21 protein-coding genes are annotated in these 25945 nt (G+C 37.9%); 16 read left to right on the top strand and 5 right to left on the bottom strand.

The annotated features are described in order from the left end of the window. The first annotated feature begins 170 nt into the window (after positions 1 to 170). On the top strand, positions 171 to 2444 hold the full coding sequence (locus FNN08_RS07390; RefSeq protein ID WP_143584074.1) for a hypothetical protein: 2274 nt from the start codon (positions 171 to 173) through the stop codon (positions 2442 to 2444). Positions 2445 to 2553: 109 nt separating this feature from the next. Here the strand turns inward: FNN08_RS07390 and FNN08_RS07385 are convergent, their stop codons facing one another. Next, positions 2554 to 4707 carry a M3 family metallopeptidase gene (locus FNN08_RS07385; protein WP_143584072.1) on the bottom strand — a complete coding sequence of 718 codons (2154 nt, stop codon included), beginning with the start codon at positions 4705 to 4707 and terminating at the stop codon, positions 2554 to 2556. 228 nt (positions 4708 to 4935) lie between these two features. Between FNN08_RS07385 and FNN08_RS07380 the strand changes: the two genes are divergently transcribed. The 14 genes from FNN08_RS07380 to FNN08_RS07315 all read left to right on the top strand — a co-directional run bounded on the left by FNN08_RS07380 (position 4936) and on the right by FNN08_RS07315 (position 20844). After that, positions 4936 to 5598 carry a cupin domain-containing protein gene (locus FNN08_RS07380; protein WP_143584070.1) on the top strand — a complete coding sequence of 221 codons (663 nt, stop codon included), beginning with the start codon at positions 4936 to 4938 and terminating at the stop codon, positions 5596 to 5598. Between the two features lie 83 nt (positions 5599 to 5681). After that, a complete protein-coding gene (locus FNN08_RS07375; protein WP_185962585.1) occupies positions 5682 to 7910 on the top strand; it encodes an ABC transporter permease subunit in 2229 nt (742 codons plus the stop codon). Positions 7911 to 7920: 10 nt separating this feature from the next. After that, positions 7921 to 9564, top strand: coding sequence for a phosphate ABC transporter permease PstA (pstA, locus tag FNN08_RS07370; protein WP_143584066.1), 1644 nt, complete (start codon positions 7921 to 7923; stop codon positions 9562 to 9564). Between the two features lie 55 nt (positions 9565 to 9619). After that, the gene (gene pstB / locus FNN08_RS07365) at positions 9620 to 10444 is read left to right on the top strand and encodes a phosphate ABC transporter ATP-binding protein PstB (RefSeq protein ID WP_143584064.1); all 825 of its coding nucleotides are present in this window, start codon (positions 9620 to 9622) and stop codon (positions 10442 to 10444) included. 14 nt (positions 10445 to 10458) lie between these two features. Next, positions 10459 to 11175, top strand: a complete 717-nt coding sequence (gene phoU, locus FNN08_RS07360; protein WP_143584063.1) for a phosphate signaling complex protein PhoU — start codon at positions 10459 to 10461, stop codon at positions 11173 to 11175. A 186-nt stretch (positions 11176 to 11361) separates the two neighbouring features. Then, positions 11362 to 12039, top strand: a complete 678-nt coding sequence (locus tag FNN08_RS07355) for a TIGR00153 family protein (protein ID WP_143584062.1) — start codon at positions 11362 to 11364, stop codon at positions 12037 to 12039. A gap of 10 nt (positions 12040 to 12049) precedes the next feature. After that, on the top strand, positions 12050 to 13315 hold the full coding sequence (locus FNN08_RS07350; protein ID WP_143584061.1) for an inorganic phosphate transporter: 1266 nt from the start codon (positions 12050 to 12052) through the stop codon (positions 13313 to 13315). Positions 13316 to 13563: 248 nt separating this feature from the next. Next, positions 13564 to 15993 carry an exonuclease domain-containing protein gene (locus FNN08_RS07345; protein ID WP_143584060.1) on the top strand — a complete coding sequence of 810 codons (2430 nt, stop codon included), beginning with the start codon at positions 13564 to 13566 and terminating at the stop codon, positions 15991 to 15993. An 82-nt stretch (positions 15994 to 16075) separates the two neighbouring features. Continuing rightward, entirely contained in the window at positions 16076 to 16669 is a 594-nt protein-coding gene (locus tag FNN08_RS07340; RefSeq protein WP_143584059.1) for a hypothetical protein, read from the top strand. A gap of 566 nt (positions 16670 to 17235) precedes the next feature. Then, positions 17236 to 17481 (top strand): DUF1161 domain-containing protein, encoded by a 246-nt coding sequence (locus FNN08_RS07335; protein ID WP_143584058.1) that lies wholly within the window; start codon positions 17236 to 17238, stop codon positions 17479 to 17481. Between the two features lie 145 nt (positions 17482 to 17626). After that, entirely contained in the window at positions 17627 to 18544 is a 918-nt protein-coding gene (locus FNN08_RS07330; protein WP_143584057.1) for a hydrogen peroxide-inducible genes activator, read from the top strand. Between the two features lie 108 nt (positions 18545 to 18652). Further along, the gene (locus FNN08_RS07325) at positions 18653 to 19201 is read left to right on the top strand and encodes an RNA polymerase sigma factor (protein WP_143584056.1); all 549 of its coding nucleotides are present in this window, start codon (positions 18653 to 18655) and stop codon (positions 19199 to 19201) included. Next, positions 19194 to 19901 (top strand): hypothetical protein, encoded by a 708-nt coding sequence (locus FNN08_RS07320; protein WP_143584055.1) that lies wholly within the window; start codon positions 19194 to 19196, stop codon positions 19899 to 19901. The genes FNN08_RS07325 and FNN08_RS07320 overlap by 8 nt, the downstream gene beginning before the upstream one ends. Position 19902: 1 nt before the next feature. Further along, the gene (locus FNN08_RS07315; protein ID WP_143584054.1) at positions 19903 to 20844 is read left to right on the top strand and encodes a hypothetical protein; all 942 of its coding nucleotides are present in this window, start codon (positions 19903 to 19905) and stop codon (positions 20842 to 20844) included. A 79-nt stretch (positions 20845 to 20923) separates the two neighbouring features. Here FNN08_RS07315 and FNN08_RS07310 read toward each other — a convergent pair whose 3' ends face one another. The 3 genes from FNN08_RS07310 to nadK form a co-directional block, all read right to left on the bottom strand. Further along, complete coding sequence (locus FNN08_RS07310) at positions 20924 to 21265, bottom strand: outer membrane protein assembly factor BamE (RefSeq protein WP_143584053.1); 342 nt, start codon at positions 21263 to 21265, stop codon at positions 20924 to 20926. Between the two features lie 116 nt (positions 21266 to 21381). Then, a complete protein-coding gene (gene recN, locus FNN08_RS07305; protein ID WP_143584052.1) occupies positions 21382 to 23046 on the bottom strand; it encodes a DNA repair protein RecN in 1665 nt (554 codons plus the stop codon). A 183-nt stretch (positions 23047 to 23229) separates the two neighbouring features. Further along, complete coding sequence (gene nadK / locus FNN08_RS07300) at positions 23230 to 24108, bottom strand: NAD(+) kinase (RefSeq protein WP_409574597.1); 879 nt, start codon at positions 24106 to 24108, stop codon at positions 23230 to 23232. A 154-nt stretch (positions 24109 to 24262) separates the two neighbouring features. On the opposite strand from nadK, the gene grpE reads away from it, so the two are divergent. Beyond that, entirely contained in the window at positions 24263 to 24895 is a 633-nt protein-coding gene (gene grpE, locus FNN08_RS07295; RefSeq protein ID WP_143584050.1) for a nucleotide exchange factor GrpE, read from the top strand. 124 nt (positions 24896 to 25019) lie between these two features. Here the strand turns inward: grpE and FNN08_RS07290 are convergent, their stop codons facing one another. Beyond that, positions 25020 to 25919 carry a response regulator gene (locus tag FNN08_RS07290; RefSeq protein WP_143584049.1) on the bottom strand — a complete coding sequence of 300 codons (900 nt, stop codon included), beginning with the start codon at positions 25917 to 25919 and terminating at the stop codon, positions 25020 to 25022. Between the last annotated feature and the right edge of the window lie 26 nt (positions 25920 to 25945).

Raw genomic sequence — 25945 nt, 5'->3', positions numbered from 1 at the left:
CATGCAATCTTTATCAAAAGTTATTTTCGATACAAAGAGATAATCAATAAAAAACTCATTGGTTGTTCGTTTTTTGTGCAATATTGAGTTTACCTACTAATATTAAGATCTTATAAAGTAACATCTGTAACAAAGGGTTGTAGTTACAGAGTGGATGAAGGATTAACACTATGAAATATACTGTACAAGTAATTACCTACATTTTTTTTGTATGCGCTATCTTGATTGGATGTGAAGGTGATGAACCTTCGCCTGAAAATATCAATGCTTATCTAAACGGAACCAAAACATCAGATACAACGCCTAATTCAGATGATTCCAGCACAGCTATTGTTAATACAGACAACGGATACATTTTATCTGTCAACTTTGGTGGTGCTAGTAGTGATGTTGTCCCTAATTTAATGGCTGAAAGTTCAGTACAGGTTAATGTTATTTTATCCATTGGTGAGCAAGCCCAATCAGGGGTACTTGTTAAATATTCATTGACGTATGGATTAGCTACTATTGACCCTGTTATTGCTACAGCAATAACTAATGAAAATGGTGTGGCAAGTGTGGTTTTAACCGCAGGAAATCAAGTAGGAGCTGATACACTGACTGTAGCTGTAGAGGGTTTAACTGCTAGTATCAATTTTTCCGTAAGCGAAAGCCTCACTCAAGTTGTAATGCAACCACTCACATTACTACCCGCTAGCATTGGCGCGAAAGGGTCAAGTACTGTTAGTGCTAAATTATTTGATGATACTGAACAAAATATTTTTACATCACCAGTAACCGTATTTTTTACTTCCGGTTGTGTTGATGCTGGTCTTGCAACGATTGACACATCAGTAACGACAATAAATGGCATTGCTCAAGCGACTTATAAAGATATTGCCTGTGGCCAAGTAGATACTATTACAGCAACAACGACTATAGCTGGCAACTTATTACAGCAAAGTACAACTCTTGATGTACAAGATGCTGCTGTTGGTAGCATTAATTTTATAGCGCTTTCAAATAACTTTTTGGCTCTCAAAGGTACGGGTGGCAGTGGCTCAACTATAATAAGTCCGACGAGTAATTCCGATTTCACTCGAAGTGAAACTGCCACTCTTACTTTCCAAGTATTTGATATTAGTGGTGAGCCAGCAGCTTTTGAACAAGTTGATTTTTCACTTTCAACCAATGTTGGTAACTTAACCCTGCTTAATAATAGTGGTCAATCTGATGTAAATGGTTTTGTCGATGTTATTGTGCAATCGGGTAGTGTTGCAAGTACTTTGCGGGTAGTCGCTACTCTTACTGATAATACAAGTATATCGACTATATCTGATTTACTTACTATTTCTTCGGGTGTAGCCGATTATAATAGTTTTAGTTTATCGGTCTCTAATTATAACCCAGAAGCTTGGGAGATTGATGGAGTTGAAGTTTTGGTTAATGCCTATGTAGCTGATCATTTTAATAATCCAGTGCCTAATGGGACTGCCATTGCATTTACTACAGAATTTGGCCAAATTGAACCTTCTTGTACTACTGTAAATGGTCAATGCTCTGTTGTTTGGACTAGCTCTAATCCAAGAGTTCCAGTACCAACGTTTAGAGATGAAAACACTGCTACTCGTTGGTTAGGAGGTGGAACCCCATGCTTAACGAGCATAGGTTTGGATACGGGATTTAATGAACCAGATATTGCTTACCCTTGTCCACTTGGTTTAGGGCAAGTATATGGAAATCGTATCAGCATTCTTGCCCATTTAATTGGTGAAGAAAGCTTTGCTGATACAAATGGTAATGGTGTTTATGATGTAGGTGAAGCATATACTGATTTGGCATCAGAAGCGTTTAGAGATGATAACGAAGATAATATCTTTGCGGGACGTTATGCTAATGGTGAATTATCCGCCGGTGCTCAAGAGGCTATTGATGCCTGTGGAGCTAATTGCCTTCAACTTGGGGGGGATAATGAGGAGTTTGTCGATTTCAACAATGATGGCGTATATCAAGGTTTAGGAAATGGAGTATTAAATAGCGTACTTTGTCAGGAAGAAGGCAATGGTTGCACAAAGCAATTGTTACCTATTTGGAAAAATATTACTATTTTACAGGCTGGTTCTCATGCCTATATAAGCTTAATAGAAGCTGATTTAAATGCCGATGATGTAAATAATTACTATATGCCGGTTGATATTTCTACTGGTGCCAAAACAGTGATTGCCCGTGTAGCAGACATCCATAATGGACGTATGCCAGCGGGGACTACTATTACGTTTGAAACTGGCAATGGGGAAATTGTTGGTCCTAATTCATGTAAAGTTTTAAATAGCAGTACTTATGGTTTTGAACCATGTTCAGTGGTCATTAAAGGTGATGGAGTTTCTGATTCTGCAGTGCTCAAGGTAATTGTTAAAACCCCTTCCGGGGTCATTACTATGGCTGAAGTTGTAATTCAAGATTAATTTAACGAGTAACTGATTGATTGTATTTTGATTATTTAGCTTAAATAAAACAAAGCCAACTTACAAAGTAAGTTGGCTTTATTATTCTATATAAGCTGTAAAAACTTAATTACTTGCTTGTTGGAACTAATCCACGACGTTCAAGTAAGTACTGTGGGTTTGGCTCTTTACCACGGAAACGCTTATACATTTCCATAGGGTCTTCTGTTCCACCAGTCTCTAGAACGTTTTCACGGTAACCAGTAGCGGCTTCTTGGTTGAAGATACCTTTTTCTTTAAATACTTCCCAAGTATCTGCATCAAAGATATTAGACCAAATGTAGCCGTAGTAACCTGAAGAGTAACCTCCGGCAAAGATGTGCGAGAAGTAAGTTGAACGGTAACGAGGAGCAATCTCACTGATTAAGCCTAACTCTTGTAGAGTTTCTGCTTCAAACTTATCTGCATCTTGTAATTCAGCTGTTTGTAGTGTGTGCCATTTTAAATCAAGTAAAGCTGCTGCCATGTACTCAGTAGTTGCAAAACCTTGGTTAAACTTACCTGAAGCTTGGATTTTTTCTACCATTTCCATTGGGATAACTTCACCAGTTTTATAGTGCTTAGCAAAGTTTGCTAGTACTTGTGGTTCGGTCATCCAGTTTTCCATTACTTGTGATGGGTATTCAACGTAATCACGAGGTAAAGATGTACCCGTTAATGAACGGTAGTAACCATCAGATAGAAGGCCTTGAATTGCATGACCAAATTCATGGAATAATGTTGATGCTTGATCAAACGTTAATAATACTGGTTCACCATTAACAGGTGCAGGGTAGTTTAATACGTTATAGATAAGTGGTTGTACGTTTTCACCATACATTTTGTATTGCTTACGGAATGAGCTCATCCAAGCGCCACCACGTTTTGATGAACGAACGTAGAAATCAGTCATGTAAACACCAATAACACTACCGTCACGATCAGTAACTTCATAAGTTGTTACGTCTGGGTGATATTTTGGTAAGTCATCACGTTTAGTAAACTTAACACCCCATAATTGCTCAGCAGTGTAAAACACGCCTTGCATGGTATTGTTTAATTCAAAGTATGGCTTAGTTGCTTCTTCGTCTAAGTCGTATTTCATCTTTTTAACTTTTTCAGAGAAATACCACCAATCCCAAGCTTCAAGCTTGTAATCGGCACCTTGCGAGTTAGCAAATGCTTGCATATCTGCAACTTCTTCTTTGGCACGCTTTAATGAAGCAGGCCATACTTTATCTAGTAAACCGTAAACATTTTCAGGGTTTTTCGCCATGTTGGTTTCAAGTACGTAATCTGCATGCGTTTTATAACCCATTACTTGCGCACGTTGGAAACGTAGAGAAGCCATTTTTGATGCGATTGCTTTGTTATCGTTAGCGTTATCGTTATCGCCACGGTGTGTATAAGCGTAGAATAATTGTTCACGTAACTTACGGTTAGTAGAGTAAGTTAAAAATGGATAGAAGCTTGGACGATGAGTGGTGAATACCCATTTGCCTTCATGACCACGTTCTGTTGCAGTAGCAGATGCTGCAGCAATAATTGCAGCAGGTAAACCGTCTAACTCTGCTTCATTGTCGATTACTAATTCAAAACCATTTGTTTCATTTAATAGGTTCTCACCAAATTGAATGCTTAGTTTAGATAGCTGTTCATTTAAGTCACGAAGTGTTGCTTTTTGCTCATCATTTAAATTAGCACCGCCACGAACAAAACCACGGTAAGTTTTATCTAGTAATGTTTTTTGTTCAGTGTTTAATGTTAATGAATCTTTTTGATCGTAAACTGCTTTTACGCGAGCAAAAAGTTTTGCATTTAAGTTTATGTCATCACCAAGGGCTGAAAGTTGTGGAGAAATCTTCTTAGAAATGTCTTGCATTTCAGGTGTTGACATAGAGCCGATCAGACCATAAAACACACTAGTAACGTTATCTAATAAATCACCAGACTTTTCCATTGCTTCAATGGTATTTTCAAAAGTTGGCGCTTCGGGATTGTTTTTAACAACTTCTATTTCAGCTTTTAAATCAGCTATGCCTTTTTCAAGTGCTGGCAGGTAATGCTCAACTTTGATTTTATCAAAAGCGGGCATGCCAAATGGAGTATCCCATGCTTTGAAGAAAGGATTGGCAGTAACAACTTGTTCAGCTTTAGCTGTTTCTTGTTGGTCGTTACCTGACTGACAACCTGTTAGCGCTAGCGTTACAGCCAGTGCTATTGGTGTAATAATTCTGGTTTTCATAGATATATTATTCCCGATGATGTATTTGATATACTAAATTAATTTTTTATAAAAATTTTTGTGGCATCTGTTTTATAACAAACTTATGGCGTTGTAAAACTTTTCGTTATATCAATACTACTAAAAATGTAACTAAATAATACCGAACTGTTGCAAAATCATTACACCTATCGGTTTAATTACTTCATACTGGTGTTAAGTTCGATTAATTTATCAATAGGATTGTATATGCATAATGAGCAGCTAAATCTAGATCGCTCAGTTAAGCTTGCGATTAATACTAGTGAATTAACTTGGCAGGAATCACCAAGTAAAGGTGTTTATCGTAAGAAACTTGAACGAGAATCTGCCGAATCTGGTTTAACAACAAGTGTGGTTAAATATGAATCGGATACAAGTTTTTCTGCACACAGCCATCCCGGTGGTGAAGAGATTTTTGTTCTTGAAGGTGTGTTTGAAGATGAACATGGTAAATTTCCTAAAGGCACATATTTTCGTAATCCTCCCGGCTCAAGCCACTCCCCTAAAAGCCCTGAAGGCTGTGAGCTTTTTGTTAAGCTTAATCAGTTTCAAACGGGCGATGATAAGTTTGTTAAAATTGAAACTTGCCAGCAGCAGTGGTTACCAGGATTGGTCGATGGCTTATCGGTAATGCCATTACATTCCTTTGGCACGGAGCATACCGCGTTAGTTCGTTGGCAACCGGGTACTCATTTTCAACCGCATGTTCATGCTGGCGGCGAGGAAATATTTGTTCTCGATGGAGTATTTGCAGATGAATATGGGACATATCCTAAAGGTACATGGCTTCGTTCTCCTAATTATTCAAAGCATAATCCCTTTAGTGAAGAGGGCTGCATTATTTTGGTTAAAACGGGTTATATGAAATAATTTTTCAGCTGTAACAAAACTGTCACATTAGTGTCTTATACTTCCCATCGTCGAATAATTATATTTACTTTGAGAGTATTAAAGTGACAGTTTCTGCTAAATCTTTTGAGGCAAGGCAAGTAAAAAACACACTAGCTCGTTGGTTAATTTCAGCTGGCGGGGTAAGCGTTTTGTTTACCTTAGTTTTGATCTTCTTGTACTTAGTTTATGTTATTAAACCGGTATTTGAATCCGCGACTATTGAGCCTGTAGCAAGTATACCTGTTGCAGCAAGTAGTAAAACATTAGCTGTAGGTATTGATGAGCAAAAGCACATAGCTTTTCATATTAATCAAAACGGTAACATCAATTTTTATCAAACCAATAGCGATGATAAGCACCAAGCTAATGAATTACTTCTAAGCCAGTCATTACTTGCAGAAGGAGAAGTAATACAAGAAGTATTGGCAACCAACATCAATCAATACATTATTCTACTAAACAATGGCTCTGCTCGAGTGATTCAACCTAGTTTTAAAGTAAACTTTGTCGCAGATGAGCGCACGGTTACACCAACAATATTTTATCCATTAGGTGACGAGGCTATATTTATTGATGAGCAAGAAAGTGAAATCGATAGCTTTAGCTTCACAATGAATGAAGAACGTGCCATTTTTGTTGCTCTAACCAAAGATAAACGTTTTATAAAAACCTCATTAATTGCTGAAGATGACTTTAATTATGACTCAGAATTTAGCGCCGAATATCAAATTATTGCCGAAGAATTTAGTGCCATATCTCATTTAGCCATTACTCCTGATTTACTCATTTCTGTGGTTGTTAAAAATAATAACGTAACACTCTATGACTTAGGTGATGACTGGGATGTACCCGTTATTACTGAGTTTAATCCTGTATACGACACCTCTGCTAATATCACCTCTATGGCTCTACTATCTGGTAGCAGCTCTATTTTGTTTGGTACGAGTGACGGTGAAGTTTTACAGTGGTTTGAAGTTGCTAGTGAAAATGCTAGAAAATATCAGCAAATTCGCAGTTTTAAAGCCAGTACCGATGAGCCTGTTAGCAAGATTTATCCTGAAACATACCGTAAGAGTTTTTATGCGGTTACGCCAACGGGTGAAGTAGGTGTTTATTACACCACAAGTGAAGCTAAGCTTTGGCAAGGAAAATTATTAAACTCTGATCAACAACCCTTTGCTATTGCCCCAAGAGCTAATGGGTTAATAACATCATCAAGTACTTTAGACGCTTTTGATGTTGAAAATGAACACCCGGAAGTTACATGGTCAGCTATTTGGCAAGAAGTTTGGTACGAAGGTTATCCTGAGCCTGACTACATTTGGCAATCAACGTCAGGCAGTGATGACTTTGAAGCTAAATTTTCTTTAATGCCTATTTCTTTTGGTACGTTAAAAGCTGCAATGTATGCCATGCTATTTGCTGTGCCTATTGCAATTTCTGCCGCTATTTATACTGCATACTTTATGCCGCCAGGTTTACGAAAAACAGTTAAACCAACGATTGAGTTAATGGAAGCTTTGCCTACCGTTATTTTAGGTTTTTTAGCTGGTCTTTGGTTAGCACCATTAATTGAAGCCTATTTGCCAGCCGTATTTTTACTGCTCATTGTGCTACCACTTGCAACTGTGCTAACTGCATTTGCATGGTTTAAAACGCCTAAATCGCTAAAACTGATTTTACCAGAAAGCTTCGCTCCACTTATTTTATTGCCATTTTTATTATTTGCCGGTTGGTTATCATTTGAATGCTCACCAGTAATTGAAGATGCACTATTTGGTGGTGATATGCGTCAATATATCACCAATGATTTAGGCATTAATTTCGACCAACGTAATGCTTTAGTTGTTGGTATTGCCATGGGCTTTGCGGTTGTGCCAACGATATTCTCAATGACCGAAGATGCCATTTTTAGCGTACCGAAACATTTAACCTCTGGCTCTTTAGCTTTAGGAGCTACGCAGTGGCAAACCTTAGTTAAAGTTGTGTTGTTAACGGCAAGCCCTGGTATATTCTCCGCAGTAATGATGGGCTTAGGCCGAGCTGTTGGTGAAACCATGATAGTGCTTATGGCTACTGGTAATACGCCGGTAATTGATTGGAGCATTTTCCAAGGTATGCGTACATTGTCAGCCAATATTGCGGTAGAGATGCCAGAGTCGGAAGTGGGTAGTTCGCATTATCGTATTCTATTTTTAGCAGCCTTTGTGTTGTTTGTATTTACTTTTATCTTTAACACGTTAGCTGAGTTTGTACGTCAGCGTTTACGTGAAAAATACAGTTCGCTGTAGGAATCTAGTAATGAATAATTTAAATAAATGGTTCAAGTCTGGCTCGCCATGGGTTTGGTTAAGTGCAGGCGGTGTTACCCTAAGTTTGATTTCTGTTGTCGGCTTATTATTACTGATAGCAAGTAATGGTCTATCTTACTTTTGGCCTTCACAATTACATCAATTTGAAATGTTAGATGTTGAAGGCACGCCAAGTACGGTTATTGGTGAAATTTATGATGTTGAAAGTATTCCTGCCGAACAACTAATCCATACCGGAATTGATGTTAAAGGCGCTGAATTTGTTGAACGTTATTTAATTAAAACCGGTAACCGAGAGCTAGTTAATCTGGATTTTCGTTGGATTGCAGCGCCGCTTATTCAGCAACAATCTCAGCCTAAAGACTTGGTGGTTATTGAACGTCGCACCAATGGTAATTTTTATGGCTTTATCGAGCAGGTTTACATGGATGGTAAAGTCGTTGAATTATCGCAACTTAATCGATTTATGGACCGAGTTGATGACTTGCAAGATGAAATTTTCGAATTACAAAAAACCGACATAGGCGCGATTAATTACGATTTAGAACGTATTCGTCTAAAATCTCGTAAAGCTGAAATCGATGGTGAATTAACACCGCAATTAACAGCTAAATTTGCCGCGCAAACTAAACAATTAAAAGATGAGTATTTAACTTTAGAAAGCAAGTTAAACAAGCTCAGAGATGAAGTTCAACGCGATAAAATTGTGGTTCGCTCTATGGGCGGAGAAAAAGTTGAAATTAACCTTGAGCAGGTTATCCATATTAGTTTTAACAATCAGCTAAATATGCTTGAAAAAATAGGAATGTTCTTTGCCCAAATAGGTAACTTTATATTTGCCGAACCGCGCGAAGCAAATACCGAAGGTGGTGTGTTTCCGGCAATTTTTGGTACCGTATTAATGGTACTACTGATGACAGTGATTGTTGCTCCTCTTGGCGTAGTGGCCGCTATCTACTTACATGAATATGCAGGTAATAATGCTTTTACCAAATTACTTCGTATCGCGGTAATTAATTTAGCTGGCGTACCTTCCATTGTATATGGGGTGTTTGGCTTAGGCTTTTTTGTTTATATGGTTGGTGGCTCTCTTGATCAAATCTTTTATCCTGAATCATTACCTAGCCCGACCTTTGGCTCACCAGGTGTCTTATGGTCAGCACTCACTTTAGCCATATTAACGCTGCCTGTGGTGATCGTGTCAACAGAAGAAGGCTTAGCCCGTATTCCTGCTAGCATGCGCCATGGCTCACTTGCTTTAGGTGCAACTAAAGCTGAAACCTTATGGCGTATTATTTTACCAATTGCTAGCCCAGCGATTATGACCGGAATTATCTTAGCAATTGCTCGCGCAGCAGGTGAAGTAGCACCACTCATGCTTGTTGGCGTAGTTAAAATGGCGCCAACTTTACCACTTGATGGTAACTTTCCATTCTTACACTTAGAGCGCAAGTTTATGCATTTAGGCTTTCATATTTACGATGTTGGTTTTCAAAGTCCTAATGTTGAAGCGGCAAGACCTTTGGTTTATGCAACTGCGTTATTATTAGTAACCATTATTGTTGCTTTAAATATGACCGCTGTTTCTATTCGAAACCGACTGAGAGAAAAATATCGCTCACTTGAGCATTAATTGACTTACTTGATAAGTCAGGTACAGATTAAATTTAATATGAGTAGTGAATACTATGATTAATGTAAAACCAGAAACGACAACCATGCAAAATAAGGCTGTTGATATTCATAACCTAACTGATGATCAGGTAGCGTTAGAAATAAAAGACTTAAATTTGTTTTATGGCGATAAACAAGCCTTACAAAATATATCGATGAAGATCCCAAAAGGCCAGGTAACCGCATTCATCGGTCCAAGTGGTTGTGGTAAATCAACGTTATTACGAAGCATCAATCGAATGAACGATTTGGTTGATATTTGTAAAATTACCGGTGAAATAAACCTTCATGGTGAAAACATCTATGGCAAGCACGTTGATGTAGCCCAGCTTCGTCGTAAAGTAGGTATGGTATTTCAACGTCCTAATCCTTTTCCTAAATCTATTTATGAAAATGTCGTTTATGGCTTACGTTTAATCGGCCAAAAAAATCGCCGAGTATTAGACGAAGCATGTGAAAAAGCATTACGTGCAGCAGCACTTTGGGATGAAGTAAAAGACAGGATCCATGACAGTGCTCTTGGTTTATCTGGTGGTCAACAACAACGTTTAGTTATCGCTCGTGCCATTGCAATTGAGCCAGAAGTTTTACTACTTGATGAGCCAACGTCGGCACTAGATCCTATTTCTACTTTAGTTATTGAAGAACTCATTACTGAATTAAAGCAGAAATACACCGTAGTAATTGTTACTCATAACATGCAACAAGCAGCGCGTGTTTCTGATCAAACAGCATTTATGTATATGGGTGATTTAATTGAGTACAGTGATACCAATACCTTATTTACTACGCCACAGAAAAAGAAAACTGAAGATTACATAACTGGCCGTTACGGTTAATAAAGGAAATACTAATGGAAACTTTTGACACAGGCAGACATATTTCAGGCCGATTTAACGCAGAGCTAGATGCCGTGCGTAATCACGTTATGCAAATGGGCGGCTTGGTTGAGCAGCAACTTAAAGATGCATTAGCATCGGTAAGTGAAAATAACGAAGAGTTGGCTCAAAAAGTCCTTTCAAGTGATTATAAAATTAATCGTATGGAAGTGGATATTGATGAAGAGTGCACACGTATTATTGCTAAACGTCAACCGGCAGCAAGCGATTTACGCTTAGTTATGGCAATAATAAAAACAATCGCTGATTTAGAGCGCATTGCCGATGAAGCTGAAAAAATATCGAAAGTAACCTTAGAGCAATTTAGCCCTAAGCAAAAAGACTTTTTATTAAATTTAGATAATCTTGGCAGCTTAGTTTTAAGTACTTTGCAAGCGACGTTAGATGCATTTACTCGCATGGACTTTGATGCAGCTTTAAAAGTTCATCAAAGTGACAACCGAATCGATCGTGAATACGAAGCGTTAATGCGTCAATTAATGACTTATATGATGGAAGACCCACGTTCAATACCATCAATTATGTCGGTGATATGGTCAGCTCGAGCATTAGAGCGCATTGGTGATCGCTGCCAAAATATTTGTGAATACGTTATTTACTTTGTTAAAGGCAAAGTTATTCGCCATATTTCTGAACAAGATGTGGCTCGTGATTTTCTTGGTGAAATGTAAAATCACCGACTAAACTTTATCGCTTAAGTGAATACAAAATTAATAACTTGTATTTTTTTTAATCATATTCAGTTATGTTAACTAAAATACTCCATTTTTGATTACTTAAACTTTTGATTACTTGGTAAATAAGGTATATTTGCCGAGAACTTAATAAGCAGCTAATTTGGGCTGTAGGAAAAATATATGAGTGGAAATACAATTCTTGGTGTGTTTGCTAAATCACCATTAAAACCATTAGAAGTACATATTCGTAAAGTAAGTGAATGTGCACAACTTCTTCCTTCTTTCTTTGCTGCTGCAACAGAAAATGATTGGGATAAAGCGGAACAAATTCGCAAAAATATCTCAAGCATTGAACGTGAAGCAGATAAAATGAAACGTCAAATTCGTATGGAGCTACCAGGTGGAATATTTATGCCTGTGCAACGTACTGATGTTTTAGAATTAGTGAGTCAACAAGATAAAATAGCCAACAAATCAAAAGATATTGCTGGACGCATGTTAGGTCGTAAATTAACAATACCTGCAGAGATTTCACCTTTATTTAATGACTTAGTAACTCGTTGTATTGACGCAATCGTAAAGTCTGCCGATGCAATTAATGAGTTAGATGACTTATTAGAAACAGGCTTTCGCGGACGCGAAGTAAAACAAGTTGATAAAATGATTAATCAACTGGCAAAAATCGAAGATGATACCGATGGTATGCAAATCGTTTTACGCCAATCGCTAATGGATCTAGAAAAAACACTTAACCCAATTGATGTAATGTTCTTATATCAAATTATCGAATGGGTTGGTGATTTAGCCGATATAGCTGAGCGCGTAGGTGCTCGTCTAGAAATAATGTTAGCAAGGTAAGGGTTTCATAATGGAAATTTTACAAAATTATGGGACCATTTTGGTTCTTATGGCCGCAGTTGTTGGCTTCTTTATGGCTTGGGGTATTGGTGCGAACGATGTTGCTAATGCTATGGGGACATCTGTTGGTTCAAAAGCATTAACCATCAAACAAGCAATTATTATTGCGATGATATTTGAATTTGCTGGTGCATACTTAGCTGGTGGTGAAGTTACTTCTACTATCCGTAAAGGCATCATTGATTCTAGTTTTTATATAGATACGCCTGAACTATTAGTTTACGGTATGATCGCCGCATTATTTGCCGCTGGTACTTGGTTACTTATCGCATCTTGGATGGGCTGGCCCGTTTCAACTACTCACTCTATCGTTGGTGCTATCATTGGTTTCTCGGCAGTTGGTGTTGGTGTAGAAACAGTCTCTTGGGGCTCTGTAGGCGGTATTGTTGGTAGTTGGGTGATAACGCCACTCATCTCCGGTGTCTTTGCTTTTATTATCTTTAATAGTGCCCAAAAACTTATTTTTGATACTGAAAACCCACTGCAACAAGCTAAAAAATGGGTACCTTTGTACATGTTTTTAGCCGGTTTTGTACTGTCACTAGTAACCATTAAAAAAGGTCTTAAACACATTGGCTTGAACTTAGGTTCAACCGAAGGCTTTATTTGGGCTATTGGGGTTGCCATCATAGTTGCTATCATTGGTAAAATCTTTATCGCTCGCTTGAACTTTAAAGAAAGTAAAAACCAGCGTGCTAACTACATTAACGTTGAAAAAGTATTTGCAGTATTAATGGTTATTACCGCTTGTTGTATGGCTTTTGCTCATGGTTCAAACGATGTAGCTAATGCCATCGGTCCATTAGCAGCTGTTGTGTCTATTGTTGGTAATGATGGTGAAATCTCTGCTAAAGCAGCTCTTGCTTGGTGGATATTACCTCTTGGCGGTATTGGTATTGTTGCTGGTCTTGCTATTTTTGGCCATAAAGTTATCGCGACAATTGGTAAAGGTATTACTCACTTAACGCCAAGTAGAGGCTTTGCTGCTGAACTTGCAGCCGCTTGTACTGTTGTAGTAGCTTCTGGTACTGGTTTACCTATTTCAACAACACAAACACTTGTTGGTGCTGTTCTAGGTGTAGGTATGGCTCGTGGTATTGCCGCAATCAACTTAGGTGTTGTGCGTAATATCGTAGTGTCTTGGGTAGTTACGCTTCCTGTAGGTGCCGCTTTATCAATTATGTTCTTCTGGATGATAAAGGGCGCATTCTCTTAATCAATAATCCTCGTACATAATTAAAAAAGCCAGCATTCTTGCTGGGCTGATAACAAATTCGGGATCTATTTGATCCCGTTTTTCTTTGCTAATCAAGCTGTAGCCCAGTAAAACTGGCGATATAATTTCAGCCACATCAACCAAAAACGTACTATTAGTACATTTTTTACATTAAAATCAATGCATTAAAATGTTTTTGACAATTAAAGATTTTTCATTAATCTTCTTAGGGTAACTAAGGAGCTAGAATGTCGAAAATTGTTGTCATAGATACTGAAACTACTGGGCTTGATCCGTACAAAGGTGGTCATCGTGTCATTGAACTTGCTGCAATAGAAATCGTTGACGGTGAGCTTACTGGTAACAGTTTCCGTTACTACCTAAACCCTGAAGGTAAGAAAAACAACCCCGACGCTTTCAGGGTTCACCAAATCAGCAATGAATTCCTGCTCGACAAGCCTTTATTTGTGGATATCTCTGAGGAGTTCCTGGCATTTATCAAAGGGGCTGAGTTAGTTTCATATAATGCGCCGTTTGATTTTAAGTTCCTTCAAGCCGAAATTGATAAGACCGAACATGACGTAGTGTTCATTCGAGACTACAAAGTTTCATGTTTGATGAAAGATGTAAAATCAGCACTTAACTATCACAAATGGTTAAAGCTTGATAGCGCCTGTTCTCGTTACGGAATTGATATATCAGTCAGGAAGGTGCATGGGGCTTTGGTAGACGCAATGCTAGCTGCCGAGCTATTCCTTGCCGTACACAAGGACAAAGTTAAACCCCTGAATAGAACGCCTCAGCGACAGCCACACACCCCACCGGAGCCTCGACCGCTTCCTAGAGCATTTAAGCACCCTGTTACGGGTGAAAGTATTCAACTTAACCACTGCAAGAACCCACAGTGTCAAAACTACGGTGTGCCTGCAATGAACCCTAAATTAGATAATAGTGGTAAGCCTAAGCGCGGACTGGGCAACGACTATAAGTTGACAACAACCAGTATAGGCAAAGTGTTAACCTGTAAGTTGTGCGGCACCAGTACCCGCATGATAAATAACCGCTCTTTTGCTATGGAAGCCTTAAGAAATCAGCAAGAATACTCTTTGCAAGAACCTGCTTGCCCTAATACTGGCTTGTCCCCAGATGAAGAGAATGGAGTCCCTGATGGGCGTCGATATGTGAACAAAAAAGTTAATCGCAAGGGTAAGACGGTATCAATAAAGAAATTAAAGCCAGCGTGTGAGAATAGTAAAATAGGCATTCTAACTAACCCCAAAGGCTACAAGAAAATTGGCTTAAATCATTCGACCGTTAAGGGGTGTGAGAATGAAGCCTCTCAGCGAATGCAATGTAAAGCTTGTAAAACAAGATTTAACGTGCCGCTGACCCCTAGTATGGGACAAGGCAATGCGGACATTAATGTGGCATTGTTTGGCGAACTGGTTAATAAGGGGATTATAAACAGGATTCAAGAAACGCTATCTATTCCTGCAACCACCATATATCGACGGATTGAGTTCTTCTACCGTCAGTGCATTCAGTTTGACCAGTTCCAAATGCGACAGAATATCGATGCTCTGAGAGGCAAAAATTTACACTTGAGTATGGATAGGCAGCATGTCTTGGTTAACTGGAACGATAAGCATGACAAACGACCTACTAAAATTGTTAACACGTCGACAGTGTGCAATGAAACCCGTTTTGTCTTTGGAAGTACCATTAATTTTGATTTCATATCAAACTGGCAACAAATCAACAGTGAAGCGCGGTGGAGTAACGATCTAGACAAGCCTGACTATAAGCGGAGATACTCTCAATATATCTTTAATGATAAAGATATGGAGGGGGATGATGTCGGTGACACTCTTGCTCTCCAAGTACCCGCTAAGCACCTGTTAGTGCAGCAAACTTATTCTCTGATGGCGCATTTGAACCAGATGCGTGAAATTATCAAACACGCCAACAGAACCTTTCTATTTGCCGATGACGATGAGGGGTTCGAGTTAGGTATTTGCCTGGTAATGAGAGAAATCATAGAATCAAACCAGCTCTACCCTGTATTGATAAAGGCCGAACGTAACAACGCCAGTCAGATGCAAGATAAGAGAGCCTGGGCTGAGCAGCAATTTCGAAGGGCTGGCTTAGACACTGACGTGTTGAAAACAGCGAAGCTCGATAAGGCTAATATGACTAAACTTGCTCAGCAATATTGGGCTGCTAAGATTCATCAACGAAACCTTGCTATGGGGGATGGTAAGTCTGAATGGTTGGTTCACCCTTTTCCGAAAAAGAAACAGACATTCCAAGTCAAGCCATTGGTAGCATACGGCGAGAGTATGAAGGACATGGAGGCCATAGCCTTAACACAAGCGTCAACTCATGGAGTAGACAACTACTTCCAGATGCTTCGACGAAGACTGAATATGACTGAGCGACCGATTACCTCGGCCACTAACAGTCGCCGTTGGAATGGCTATGCGGCGTATAATCCGAAGTGGATGACGATGCTTATTGAGATCTTAAGAGTGTATAACAATTATGTCCTGACGGATGAAAAAACGCTTAAGAATGCAAAAGTCAGGGGCGTAAAGCCTACTACTCCAGCGCAAAAATTAGGTTTGGCTAAGTGTCATTTTAGCATTGAGGACATACTGAACTTTAACATGCTTACTTGACCAGGCTCCGCGAGGCAGGTAATGTCTACTTAGAGCGAGCAGCAGCCGTTAAGCTTGAATTAAAATACACACGGAAAGTGAAGTGCGAAAATTTCTTAATCTACCCAAAATTAAAAACAAAACTTTAGCAAAGCAATATTCTTACCTTTTAAAATACACAGATGACCGCTCTTCAGAAGAGTGCCAATGGTTGGCTATTTCTGTATTTGACCATTGGCTTTACAAAACCAATTCATTTTCAATTGTTGAGAATGCAACTGATAAGCAAAAGCTTACTTGGACTAATCAAATTTATCAGTTTTTGCTAGATATTGTTGAACTAGAAAGACCTATTTACTTCAAGTATGCAGGCAAGCACACTAAATCTAGCATACAGTTCAGGGATTACGTTGGTGAAACGCCGATTGGTCAATTTTTGTGTAAGCAGTATGATGACATCTACGAGCCAAATGTAATTTTTGAGTCAATAGCATTGCATTTAATGTTCGAAGACAATTGGACAATTATTCTAGATTACCAAGACTTAGAGAAATTAGAACCAGTTTTAAACCTAATGAATCAACATAACTTGTATGCACTACCAGTTGAGCGTGTTGAAAATCTTAATATGTATTCAGAAGTTGAAGCGATGCTAACCAAAATGAATTTAGACAATTTGAAATGCAGGTCGCTTTAAATTTAATGAGTTAGGGGGTAAATCCTACTTCTGCTAATGGCACATAGCTTCCGGTCGAAGCTACTTATTGAATTAATGAGATCCCTACCGCCTCGGGGATATGACGATTCTCTTTTTTGCTATCGCTACTCGTGGAGCTAAGCTGTCACCGCCATCAATAAATAGATCCCGAATTTGTTAACCCCTAACCTAAATTAGTCAGAAAAACGCATTTGAAGAGCCAAAAATCGATAATTTAGGCTTAAAACAGAAAAAAGCTTCTTTGCAGGCATTATTCGCTTGTTTAACCTATCAAAAATCAGCACAAGCACATGATTTAATTGACTTTTCCTACGTGTATCGTACGCCATCTAAAGTTAAAAATCCAATAAATACAGTAGGTTAGTATTAGGCAAAAATAAAAGACGGGATCGTATAGATCCCGAATTTGTTATCAGCCCACATTCTTGCTGGCTTTTTTGTTTTTATGGTTAACAGTTTTACTACAAATTACTAACAAATGCTTTCAGTAATATACAGACCTATTCGATATTATAATCCTACTTAAACAACAGCAGGAATTATCCATGAAAAAAGCAATTTTATTAGTTACTAGTGCCTTATTATTCTCAGTATCAGCACAAGCTGAAGTAAAAGACTGTGATGAACTTCATGACGAAATTGAAACTAAAATCGAAAACAATGGTGTTGAAGATTTCGACCTTATCATTGTTGAAAAAGATGAAGTTAATGACCACAAAGGTTTTAAGGTAGTTGGTAGCTGTGAAGCTGGCTCTCATAAAATCATGTACAAAAACAACTACAAAGCTTAATTCTTACAATTAACGCTTAACTAAAATAACCGGCACTTGCCGGTTTTTTGTTTTTTAATTCCTAGAAATATTCAGCTATAAATTAGCTTTCTGGCTAATTTTAAATTAAATTAATTAAAACGTTAGTTATTAATTGATATAAACGATGAATATTCATTTACCAAATTTAAAACATTTACAATATTTAATTGCTCTTGATGAGTATCAGCATTTTCATAAAGCGGCAGAATCATGCTTTGTCAGCCAATCAACCTTAAGTAGTGCCATTATAAAGCTAGAGCAGTTATTTGATTGTCAGTTAATTGAACGAGATCATAAGAGTTTTGTATTTACCAGTCACGGTAAAGCGGTAGTTGAAATGGCTAAGGCGTTAATTCACCAAGCTAATGACTTAGTTAACTTCTCTAAATCTCAAGGGGTAATTAATAAAGGTAATGTCTATCTTGGTTGTATACCGACTATAGCACCATTTTTATTAACGGATATGATTGATGTTGCTAGCGCGCAGTTGCCAGATCTTGAAATATTTATCAAAGAAGATACGACAGAGCATTTGCTTGAGCAGTTAACTAATGGCGATATTGATATTGCAATCTTAGCAATGCCAATTGAAGATAAATTTTTAAAAAACTTCAATGTAACAACGCTGGGGCGAGATGAGTTTTATTTAGCAGGCGATAAAGAACTAGTCGAAGCAACAGCTAAACAAGGTAACTATCAAAAACTACCTGATGAAAGCGTATTTTTATTATCAGAAGAGCATTGTTTAACAGATCACGCCTTATCTGCTTGTCAGTTAGTTGATAAAACTAAAATAAACCACTTTTCCGCTACCTCACTTGCCACGTTACTACAGATGACCATACATCATAAAGGTATTACTTTCTTACCCGAAATGGCGATTAATAAAGGTGTAGCAGGGCATGCCTATTTAAGTGTTGCTCAAATAAAAGGCCAGCCAAGTCGTGAAATTGCCATGCTTGCTCGTAAAGCATCTCCTCGCAGCGAAACTTTTCGCTCTTTAGCAAACTTAGTTTCTCCGTTATTAGCAACTAAAAGCTAAAAGTTTTAATTATTTTAAAAATAATTAAAACTTTTTTGGTGGTTAGTACGACTATCAAATATAAGCAATAAATAAGATAAAAAATAAAGCCTCAAATAGGGAGAGTTCGTGTTCGAACGTAGTGATGACACATTAGTAAAACAAGCTCTGGCGGGAAAGAAATCAGCTTGGATCTCATTGGTAAAACGTTATGAAACGTCTATCTATAACTACGCCCTAAGAATGGTCTCAAACCCTGATGACGCGCTTGACTTAATGCAAGATGTGTTTGTGGCTGTGTTTAGAAACCTATCTTCGTTTCGAGGCGATAGTAAATTTAAAAGTTGGCTATTTCGCATAGCTCATTATCGCTGTATTGAATATTACCGTCGTAAGAGACCTACTCAATCATTTGATGATGAACCTGAGATGGCTGCCGATATAGAAGTAAGTTGTCCTGAGTATAGTTTTGAGCAAAGCCAGCAGTCATTAGCATTAATAACTGCGATGAAATTGCTGCCAGTAAATCAAAGGACGGTAATTGAATTGAAATTTTTTCAGCATTTTACTTTTGAAGAAATATCACAGCAACTCGGTGTATCCAGTAATACCGTTAAATCTCGTTTATACAGTGCCTTAGATAAGTTAAAGGTTAATTTGGAGGTGGATTATGTCTGAACAAGAGCATAAATTCCAACAGTGGCTAGACGGTCAGTTAAGCGCAAAAGAAAGTCAGCATTTTGAACAGTCTATTGAGAATGACATTGAGCTTAAACAGCGCTTAGCTGCGGCGCGATTTATTGAACAACAAGTGCATTGCTATGAGCAACAACCTGTACCTAATTGGGATAGGGGGCAAGTCTTTGCAGATAAAAAGTCTTGGTGGCAGTGGCAAGGTTTATCAGCGTTATCTTTTGCTTTTTCAATTTTTGCAATTGCATTAGTGATCTTTAAAGTGGAAGTCATTCAACAAGATGATGGCTTGTTGGTTAACTTTGGTCCATCTAAAAATCAACAAAATACAGCCGAAATTGATAACTTGATCTCACAAAGGCTAAAAGAGTTTGCTAGTGAACAGCAGTTGGTGATGGCCAATTACGCCAGTGATTTAAAAGACGATCAGCAAAATAATAATTTACAGCTTGCAACTTATTTACTATCTGCCACCCGCCAAGAGCGCCAAGAAGATATATCTAGTTTTATTAAGTATGTGAATGAGCAAAGAACAGAAGACGTAGTCGATCAAAAACTACGTTTTGAACAACTAAAATATGCAATGGAAAACCAAGCGTTGGCATCAAAAGCCTCTAGGCCTGCTTATCCAAATATGAAATTGCAAAATACCAGTTTTAATGAATCTCAACCAGAGGATAAATAACATGAAAGTTATCAGCCAAGCTATATTGCCTTTAGCGCTTCTTTTCAGTACAAGTTATTCGGTTCAAGCCACAACCACTAGCAATTATGATGACTTGCATCAGCAAATGGCTATTATGGGCGATATTATAAAAAACAGTGTTAGTAATAAAACCGATGCAAATACGCCAAGTTTAGGTGCAATTGAAAGTTATTATTTACAAGGTCAAGGTGCAGTATTTAATTTAAAAGTATCAAAAGGTAATACCTTCTTGATTAAATACTTTTCTGATGTATCCCCTGTAATGGCGCCAAGGGCTCCTAGAGCTCCAAGGGCTGTGCTACCACCTGCAGGTGTAGAGGAGAGTGAATTATTTGGTGAAAACTATGAAATAATTATTGAATCTGCAATGGAAGAAGCTCAGCATTCAATGGAGATTGCCCATGAACAAATGCGTATGTCATCTGAGCAACAAAGACAATTACGCGAACAAGAGCGTGAAATTACTTATCAATTAAGAGATATTGAACGAGAAAGAAGGGATTTAAATTATCAAAAATTGCACCTTGATGAAAATGAGGCTGCTGAGAATAGTAAAGAACTTGCTGAGCTAGATAAGCGTCAAGCCGCATTAGATAAAGCTATGGCTAAATTAGATAAAGCCAATAAAGAGTACCAGGCTAAAATTAACGAATCACAACAGCAAGCTTTAAAAGCGAAGCAAAAGTTTTACCAGCAACTGCAGGTATCTGTTGTTGATGTTATGTGTAGTTATGGCGCAGGCTTAAAGGCTGTTCCAGATAATGAATTTATCAATATTGTGATTAAGGGAGCGGGGGATACGGTGAATAAACGAGTAAAAGATAAAGTTATTTCGTTTAAAAAAGCGGATATTAAAAGCTGTGTTATTGAGAAGATAAGTCCTAAACAATTACTATCGAAAGCGAATCAATACCAATTTTAATACTTTTTATTTCATAAAAAAAACCGGCGCAAGCCGGTTTTTTTATGAGTTTAGCTATGAAATATTAATAAGCTGAAAGTTAACCGTCAATTGGTACATAGAAACTTTCAGGTAATTCAAAATCACCTTCTGCCGTTGCTAATTTCTCATTAACAAAAGTGATGGTAAGTTTCTTTTGCTTATTAAATTTTTCATCTTTTCCAGATAAAAAGTCATATACATAATACCAAGTATTTTTATTGAAACTGTCAACAATAACAGGGTTACCAAGAACAAACTTCACTTGCTCTTTACTCATACCTACTTGTAGTTTGTCTATTTCTTTTTGTTCAAGGTAATTACCTTGAGGTACATCAATTCGGTAAATACAGCTTGAAACTAAAGATAAAGCCAAGCATAAAACAATTGCGCGAGATAACATTAAAATTCTTCCTTTACATCCTGAGCAAGGATAATAACTAAGGCTTTAACGAGATAAAAGCCTTTTATTCATTAATTTGTTAAAAACGAGTATACAAGCAGCTGTTTTCTTAAATATTAGCTAGCTAACATATCTCTTGCGTTCGCTAGACTACTTTCGGTTATGCTATCACCTGCTAGTAAACGAGCTATTTCTCGCTCTCTAGATTCCTTTGACAGCATAGATACACTCGTTTGTGTGTGTTTACCGTCAGTGAGCTTAGTTACAAATAGCTGTTGATGTCCCTTACTTGCAACTTGTGGTAGATGAGTTACACAGATCACTTGTGTATTTTCACCAAGTAATTGTAACTGTTGACCTACCATTGCTGCTGTTGGGCCGCTAATACCAACATCAACCTCATCAAATATTAATGTTGGGGTAACTACGCGTTCAGCTAGTATTACTTGTATGGCTAAACTTATTCGTGAAAGTTCCCCACCTGAAGCAACTTTATGTAAAGCTTCTAACGGTTGGCCCGGGTTCATGCTAACTAAAAATTCAATTTCATCAATACCAAACTCAGAAGGTGTTGTTTGCTGCTTAGGGCAAATGCTAAGTTCAAAACAGGCATCTGGCATATTCAGTTGTTGAATGCTGGTTGTTATTCTTTGCTGTAACGATTTTGCTGCTTTAGCTCGGCTCTTACTTAGTTTTTTGGCAATGTCTAAATACTTACTCTGGCATTGCTCAAGCTCGTTTGCCATATTTAGCAGGCGGTCATCATCTTGTTGCAGGGTAGTCAGTTGCTGACTTAAGTTAGCATGGAAGCTTACTAAATTTTCCGGTGCTACCTGATGTTTTCTTGCTAGTTGCAGGGCGGTTGAGTAACGCTCTTCAATTAATGCGTATGCTTGTGGGTCTATATCTATACTTTGCTGATAATGAATTAAATCGTTACTTGCTTCTTCTAATTGAATTCTTGCTTCATTAACAAGCTGAGCAAGCTCACTTGCATTGCTATCTAACTCAGCAAGTTCAGTTATATCGTCGCTGCATTTTTGCAATAATGACAGCATGGAGAATTGCTCGCTGTTATCAAGTTGCTTTACACATTGCTCTGATAAAGTAAGTAGTTGCTGAGAATTACTGTGACGCTTGTAGTCATTTTCTAGCTGAGGGAACTCTTGCTCTTGTAAATTAAACTCATCAAGCTCTTTTACTTGGTATTGCAATAATTGTTGCTGCGCCTGTCTTTGCTGATGATTTTGCTCTAACAGTTTAAATTCAAGTTGTAATTGTTGCCATTGCTTTTGTTGAGACTTTAGTTTCTCTAGTAAGTTTTGATGACCTGCATAGCCATCGAGTAACTTACGCTGCTCGTGACTTTTTATTAGTAGTTGATGATCGTGCTGGCCATGAATATTAATTAAAAATTGACCTAGAGCCTTTAATTGCGCAAGTGGCACTGCCGAGCCATTTATATAGGCTTTAGAGCGACCTTCGGCGGTAATAACTCTTCTTATTAAGCACTCACCGTCTTGAGTTAAATCATGCGCGGCTAACCAAGCAATTGCTTTGTCATTATTTGCGATGTCAAAATGTGCACTAAGCTCTGCTTTTTGACTGCCTGGACGCACCGTATTAGTGGTTGCTCTTTCGCCTAAACACAAGCCTAACGCATCAATTGCTATTGACTTACCTGCGCCAGTTTCACCTGTGATAGTGGTCATGCCTTGTTGCCAATCGATTTCGACAAAACTGACAATAGCAAAATTCTTAATTGATAGGTTTAACAACATAAATAACTCACTTAGGTTAAGTGACTATTTTTTTGATTCATCTTGGTTTGTCGGTAAACAATGGCACACAAAATTCACTGTAAAAATAATCACTGGTAATTTATACAGTAAAGTTACCAGTGTTATTTTAACAATGCAAATTTATTTTAACATTTGTGGGCAAGTGCGGAGTTTAGCTTTGAGCTAGTATACTTTATTGCCCCAACTAAGCTTAGTTCTAAGCACATTAAAATAGTCGTGATCGTTTGGATGGATTAAACGTAAAGTGAATTTACTTTTCTTAATAACAATTTCATCACCAGGCATCACCGCAAGGATCACATGGCCATCACAACTTACTTGCAATTCTTCATGATTGTCCATTGCCGTAACTATTTTTATTTCACTGTCACCATCAACCACGATAGGGCGACTGCTAAGAGTGTGCGGAAACATAGGCACTAAAGTGAGCGCATTTAATGTTGGCGTTAATATTGGGCCGCCAGCAGACATAGAGTAAGCGGTTGAGCCAGTAGGGGTTGAAACAATTAAGCCATCGGAGCGCTGCGAAAACATAAATACTCCATCAATGTACACCGCAAACTCCATCATACTTGCCACTTTTCCTGGATGCAGTACCGCTTCGTTCATCGCGCTGTTAGAGCTTTTTAGCTGACCATGGCGATATACTTCAGTATGAATAAGAAAACGTTGCTCGGTCTTGGAGCGGCCATCAAGAATTGCTTCTAAAGGTTCAATTAAATTGTCAGGTGATAAGTCGGTTAAAAAGCCCAAGTTACCACGGTTTATGCCGATAACGCCGATATCATAACAAGAGAGCACGCGAGCGGCGCCTAGCATATAGCCATCACCACCAACAACAATTGCAAGATCGGCTTGCTCACCTATATCAGTGATAACAAATGAGTATTGGTCATCTTTATTAAGCTTTTCGGCTACAGACTTTTCAATCATCACGCGGTAATTATTATTTTCTAAATAATGATGCAGTGCGGCAATGGTTGCTAACGCACCTTCATGATCAGGTTTACCGATAAGGCCAATAGTTTTATACATTTGCATAATAAATTCGCGAAATAATAATTATTTATAGGGCAGTTTTACCATTATTTTAGCCATTGTAAAGAATATAATAGTTAATATTTATAAATAGTGCTTGAATCCTTTAATTCAGGCCCCATAATTACCAACATTGAGTTATATATTGGAGTTATCAATGACTACTGAGTCGACAAATAACAGCAAAGATGCTGAACAAGAAGTAAATGAAGTTGAAGTAAACACTGCCGAAGTTGAAGTAACAGCTGAAGGTGATGTTGAACAAGTTGCAGAGCAAACTGAAGAAGTTGAAGTTCTTTCTGCCGAAGAACAAAAAATTATTGAGTTAGAGCAAGCTTTAGCTGAATCTCAAGCTACTGTTGCTAACCAAAAAGATTCGGTTATTCGCGCTAAAGCTGAAGTTGATAATATGCGTCGCCGCGCAGCGCAAGATGTAGATAAAGCGAAAAAATTTGCTTTAGAAAAATTTGCTGGTGAAATGCTAAATGTTGTTGACAACTTAGAGCGTGGCTTAGCGACAATTGATAGCGAATCTGAAGAGCAAAAAGCTACGTTTGAAGGGGTTAATTTAACTCTACAAGGCTTACTTTCTGGCTTAGAGAAGTTTGGTGTTAAAGCGGTAGATCCTCAAGATCAACCTTTCAACCCTGAATTACACCAAGCAATGTCAATGCAAGAAGTTGAAGGTGTTGAACCAAATACCGTTATTGCTGTTATGCAAAAAGGTTACGAATTAAATGGTCGCTTAGTACGACCTGCTATGGTTATGGTATCAAAAGCTAAAGCGTAATTTGTTGCTAACAAAAATACTTAAGGAGCAGGCAAAAGCCTGCTTTTTTTATGCCTAAATTTTATAACGCAGTAGTTTTCATTTTAACCACTTAAAATGCATAAGTTAATTAATTGATTTGATATTATAGCTTGTTTGACAATGAAATAAGTGAGTCAATTTGTTGCTGCAATAACCTATGCTGAATAATAATTTGCGCATGTACTTTTACCCTAGCATTTAAAATTGCCGGAATAATTGGTTTAGTTAAATAATCAACGGCTCCTAATTCAAGGCCTCTGACCACATCATCAACATCACCTAATGCGGTAGTAAATATGACTCTAATATCTTGGGTGATTGGATTTGATTTTAGCTGCTTGCAAAAAGTTAGGCCATCAATATTTGGCATCATAATATCAAGTAATACAATATCGGGAGGTGAATTACTGATACAAACTGACATTGCCGAAGTCGCATTATTAGCGGCTTTAATTTTATAGTTGGTTTTTAATGCTCCAACAATCACCTCTATATTGGTGGCCACGTCATCTACGACTAATAAACTTATTTCTTCAATATTGGTATTAATATCCCACACTTTATGGAGTTCGCCGCCAGCTAAAGCGTGTGAATTACTTCGAATGGGAAACTCAATCGCATGTTGTAAACGCTTAGCTAAATGAGATTGAATGATGGGAGTAACTATGTAATCGGACACCCCAAGAGCAACAAATTTATTAATCGTATTAGGTGTCACATTTTCTGAAATTATCACTACCGGAAGTTTAATAGTACTTGCCGAACCTCTAATTTTTTTTAATAGATCCAAAATATATGGCTCTGAGTTACTCTGGCCAAAACAGATAACTAGATCATATTGCTTTGCTTGTAAAAAATTAATGCCCTGAGCTAAGCTTTTCGCGTGGTTTTCATTAAAGTTGAATGTCTGTAAATGCTGTAATAGTAAAGTAGCATCCTTGTGCTCAAAATTAACAAGTAAAACCGATTTTTCATTTAGTATTTGTAAAGGGGAGTTAGGCATCTAATTTACCATAAAAATAAGTCGCA

Origin of the sequence: Thalassomonas sp. M1454 (assembly GCF_007097525.1) — a bacterium.
GTDB lineage: Bacteria > Pseudomonadota > Gammaproteobacteria > Enterobacterales > Alteromonadaceae > Thalassotalea_A.
Note: the sequence above shows the minus strand (reverse complement) of the source record. Positions and strands in the feature narration are given on the sequence as shown.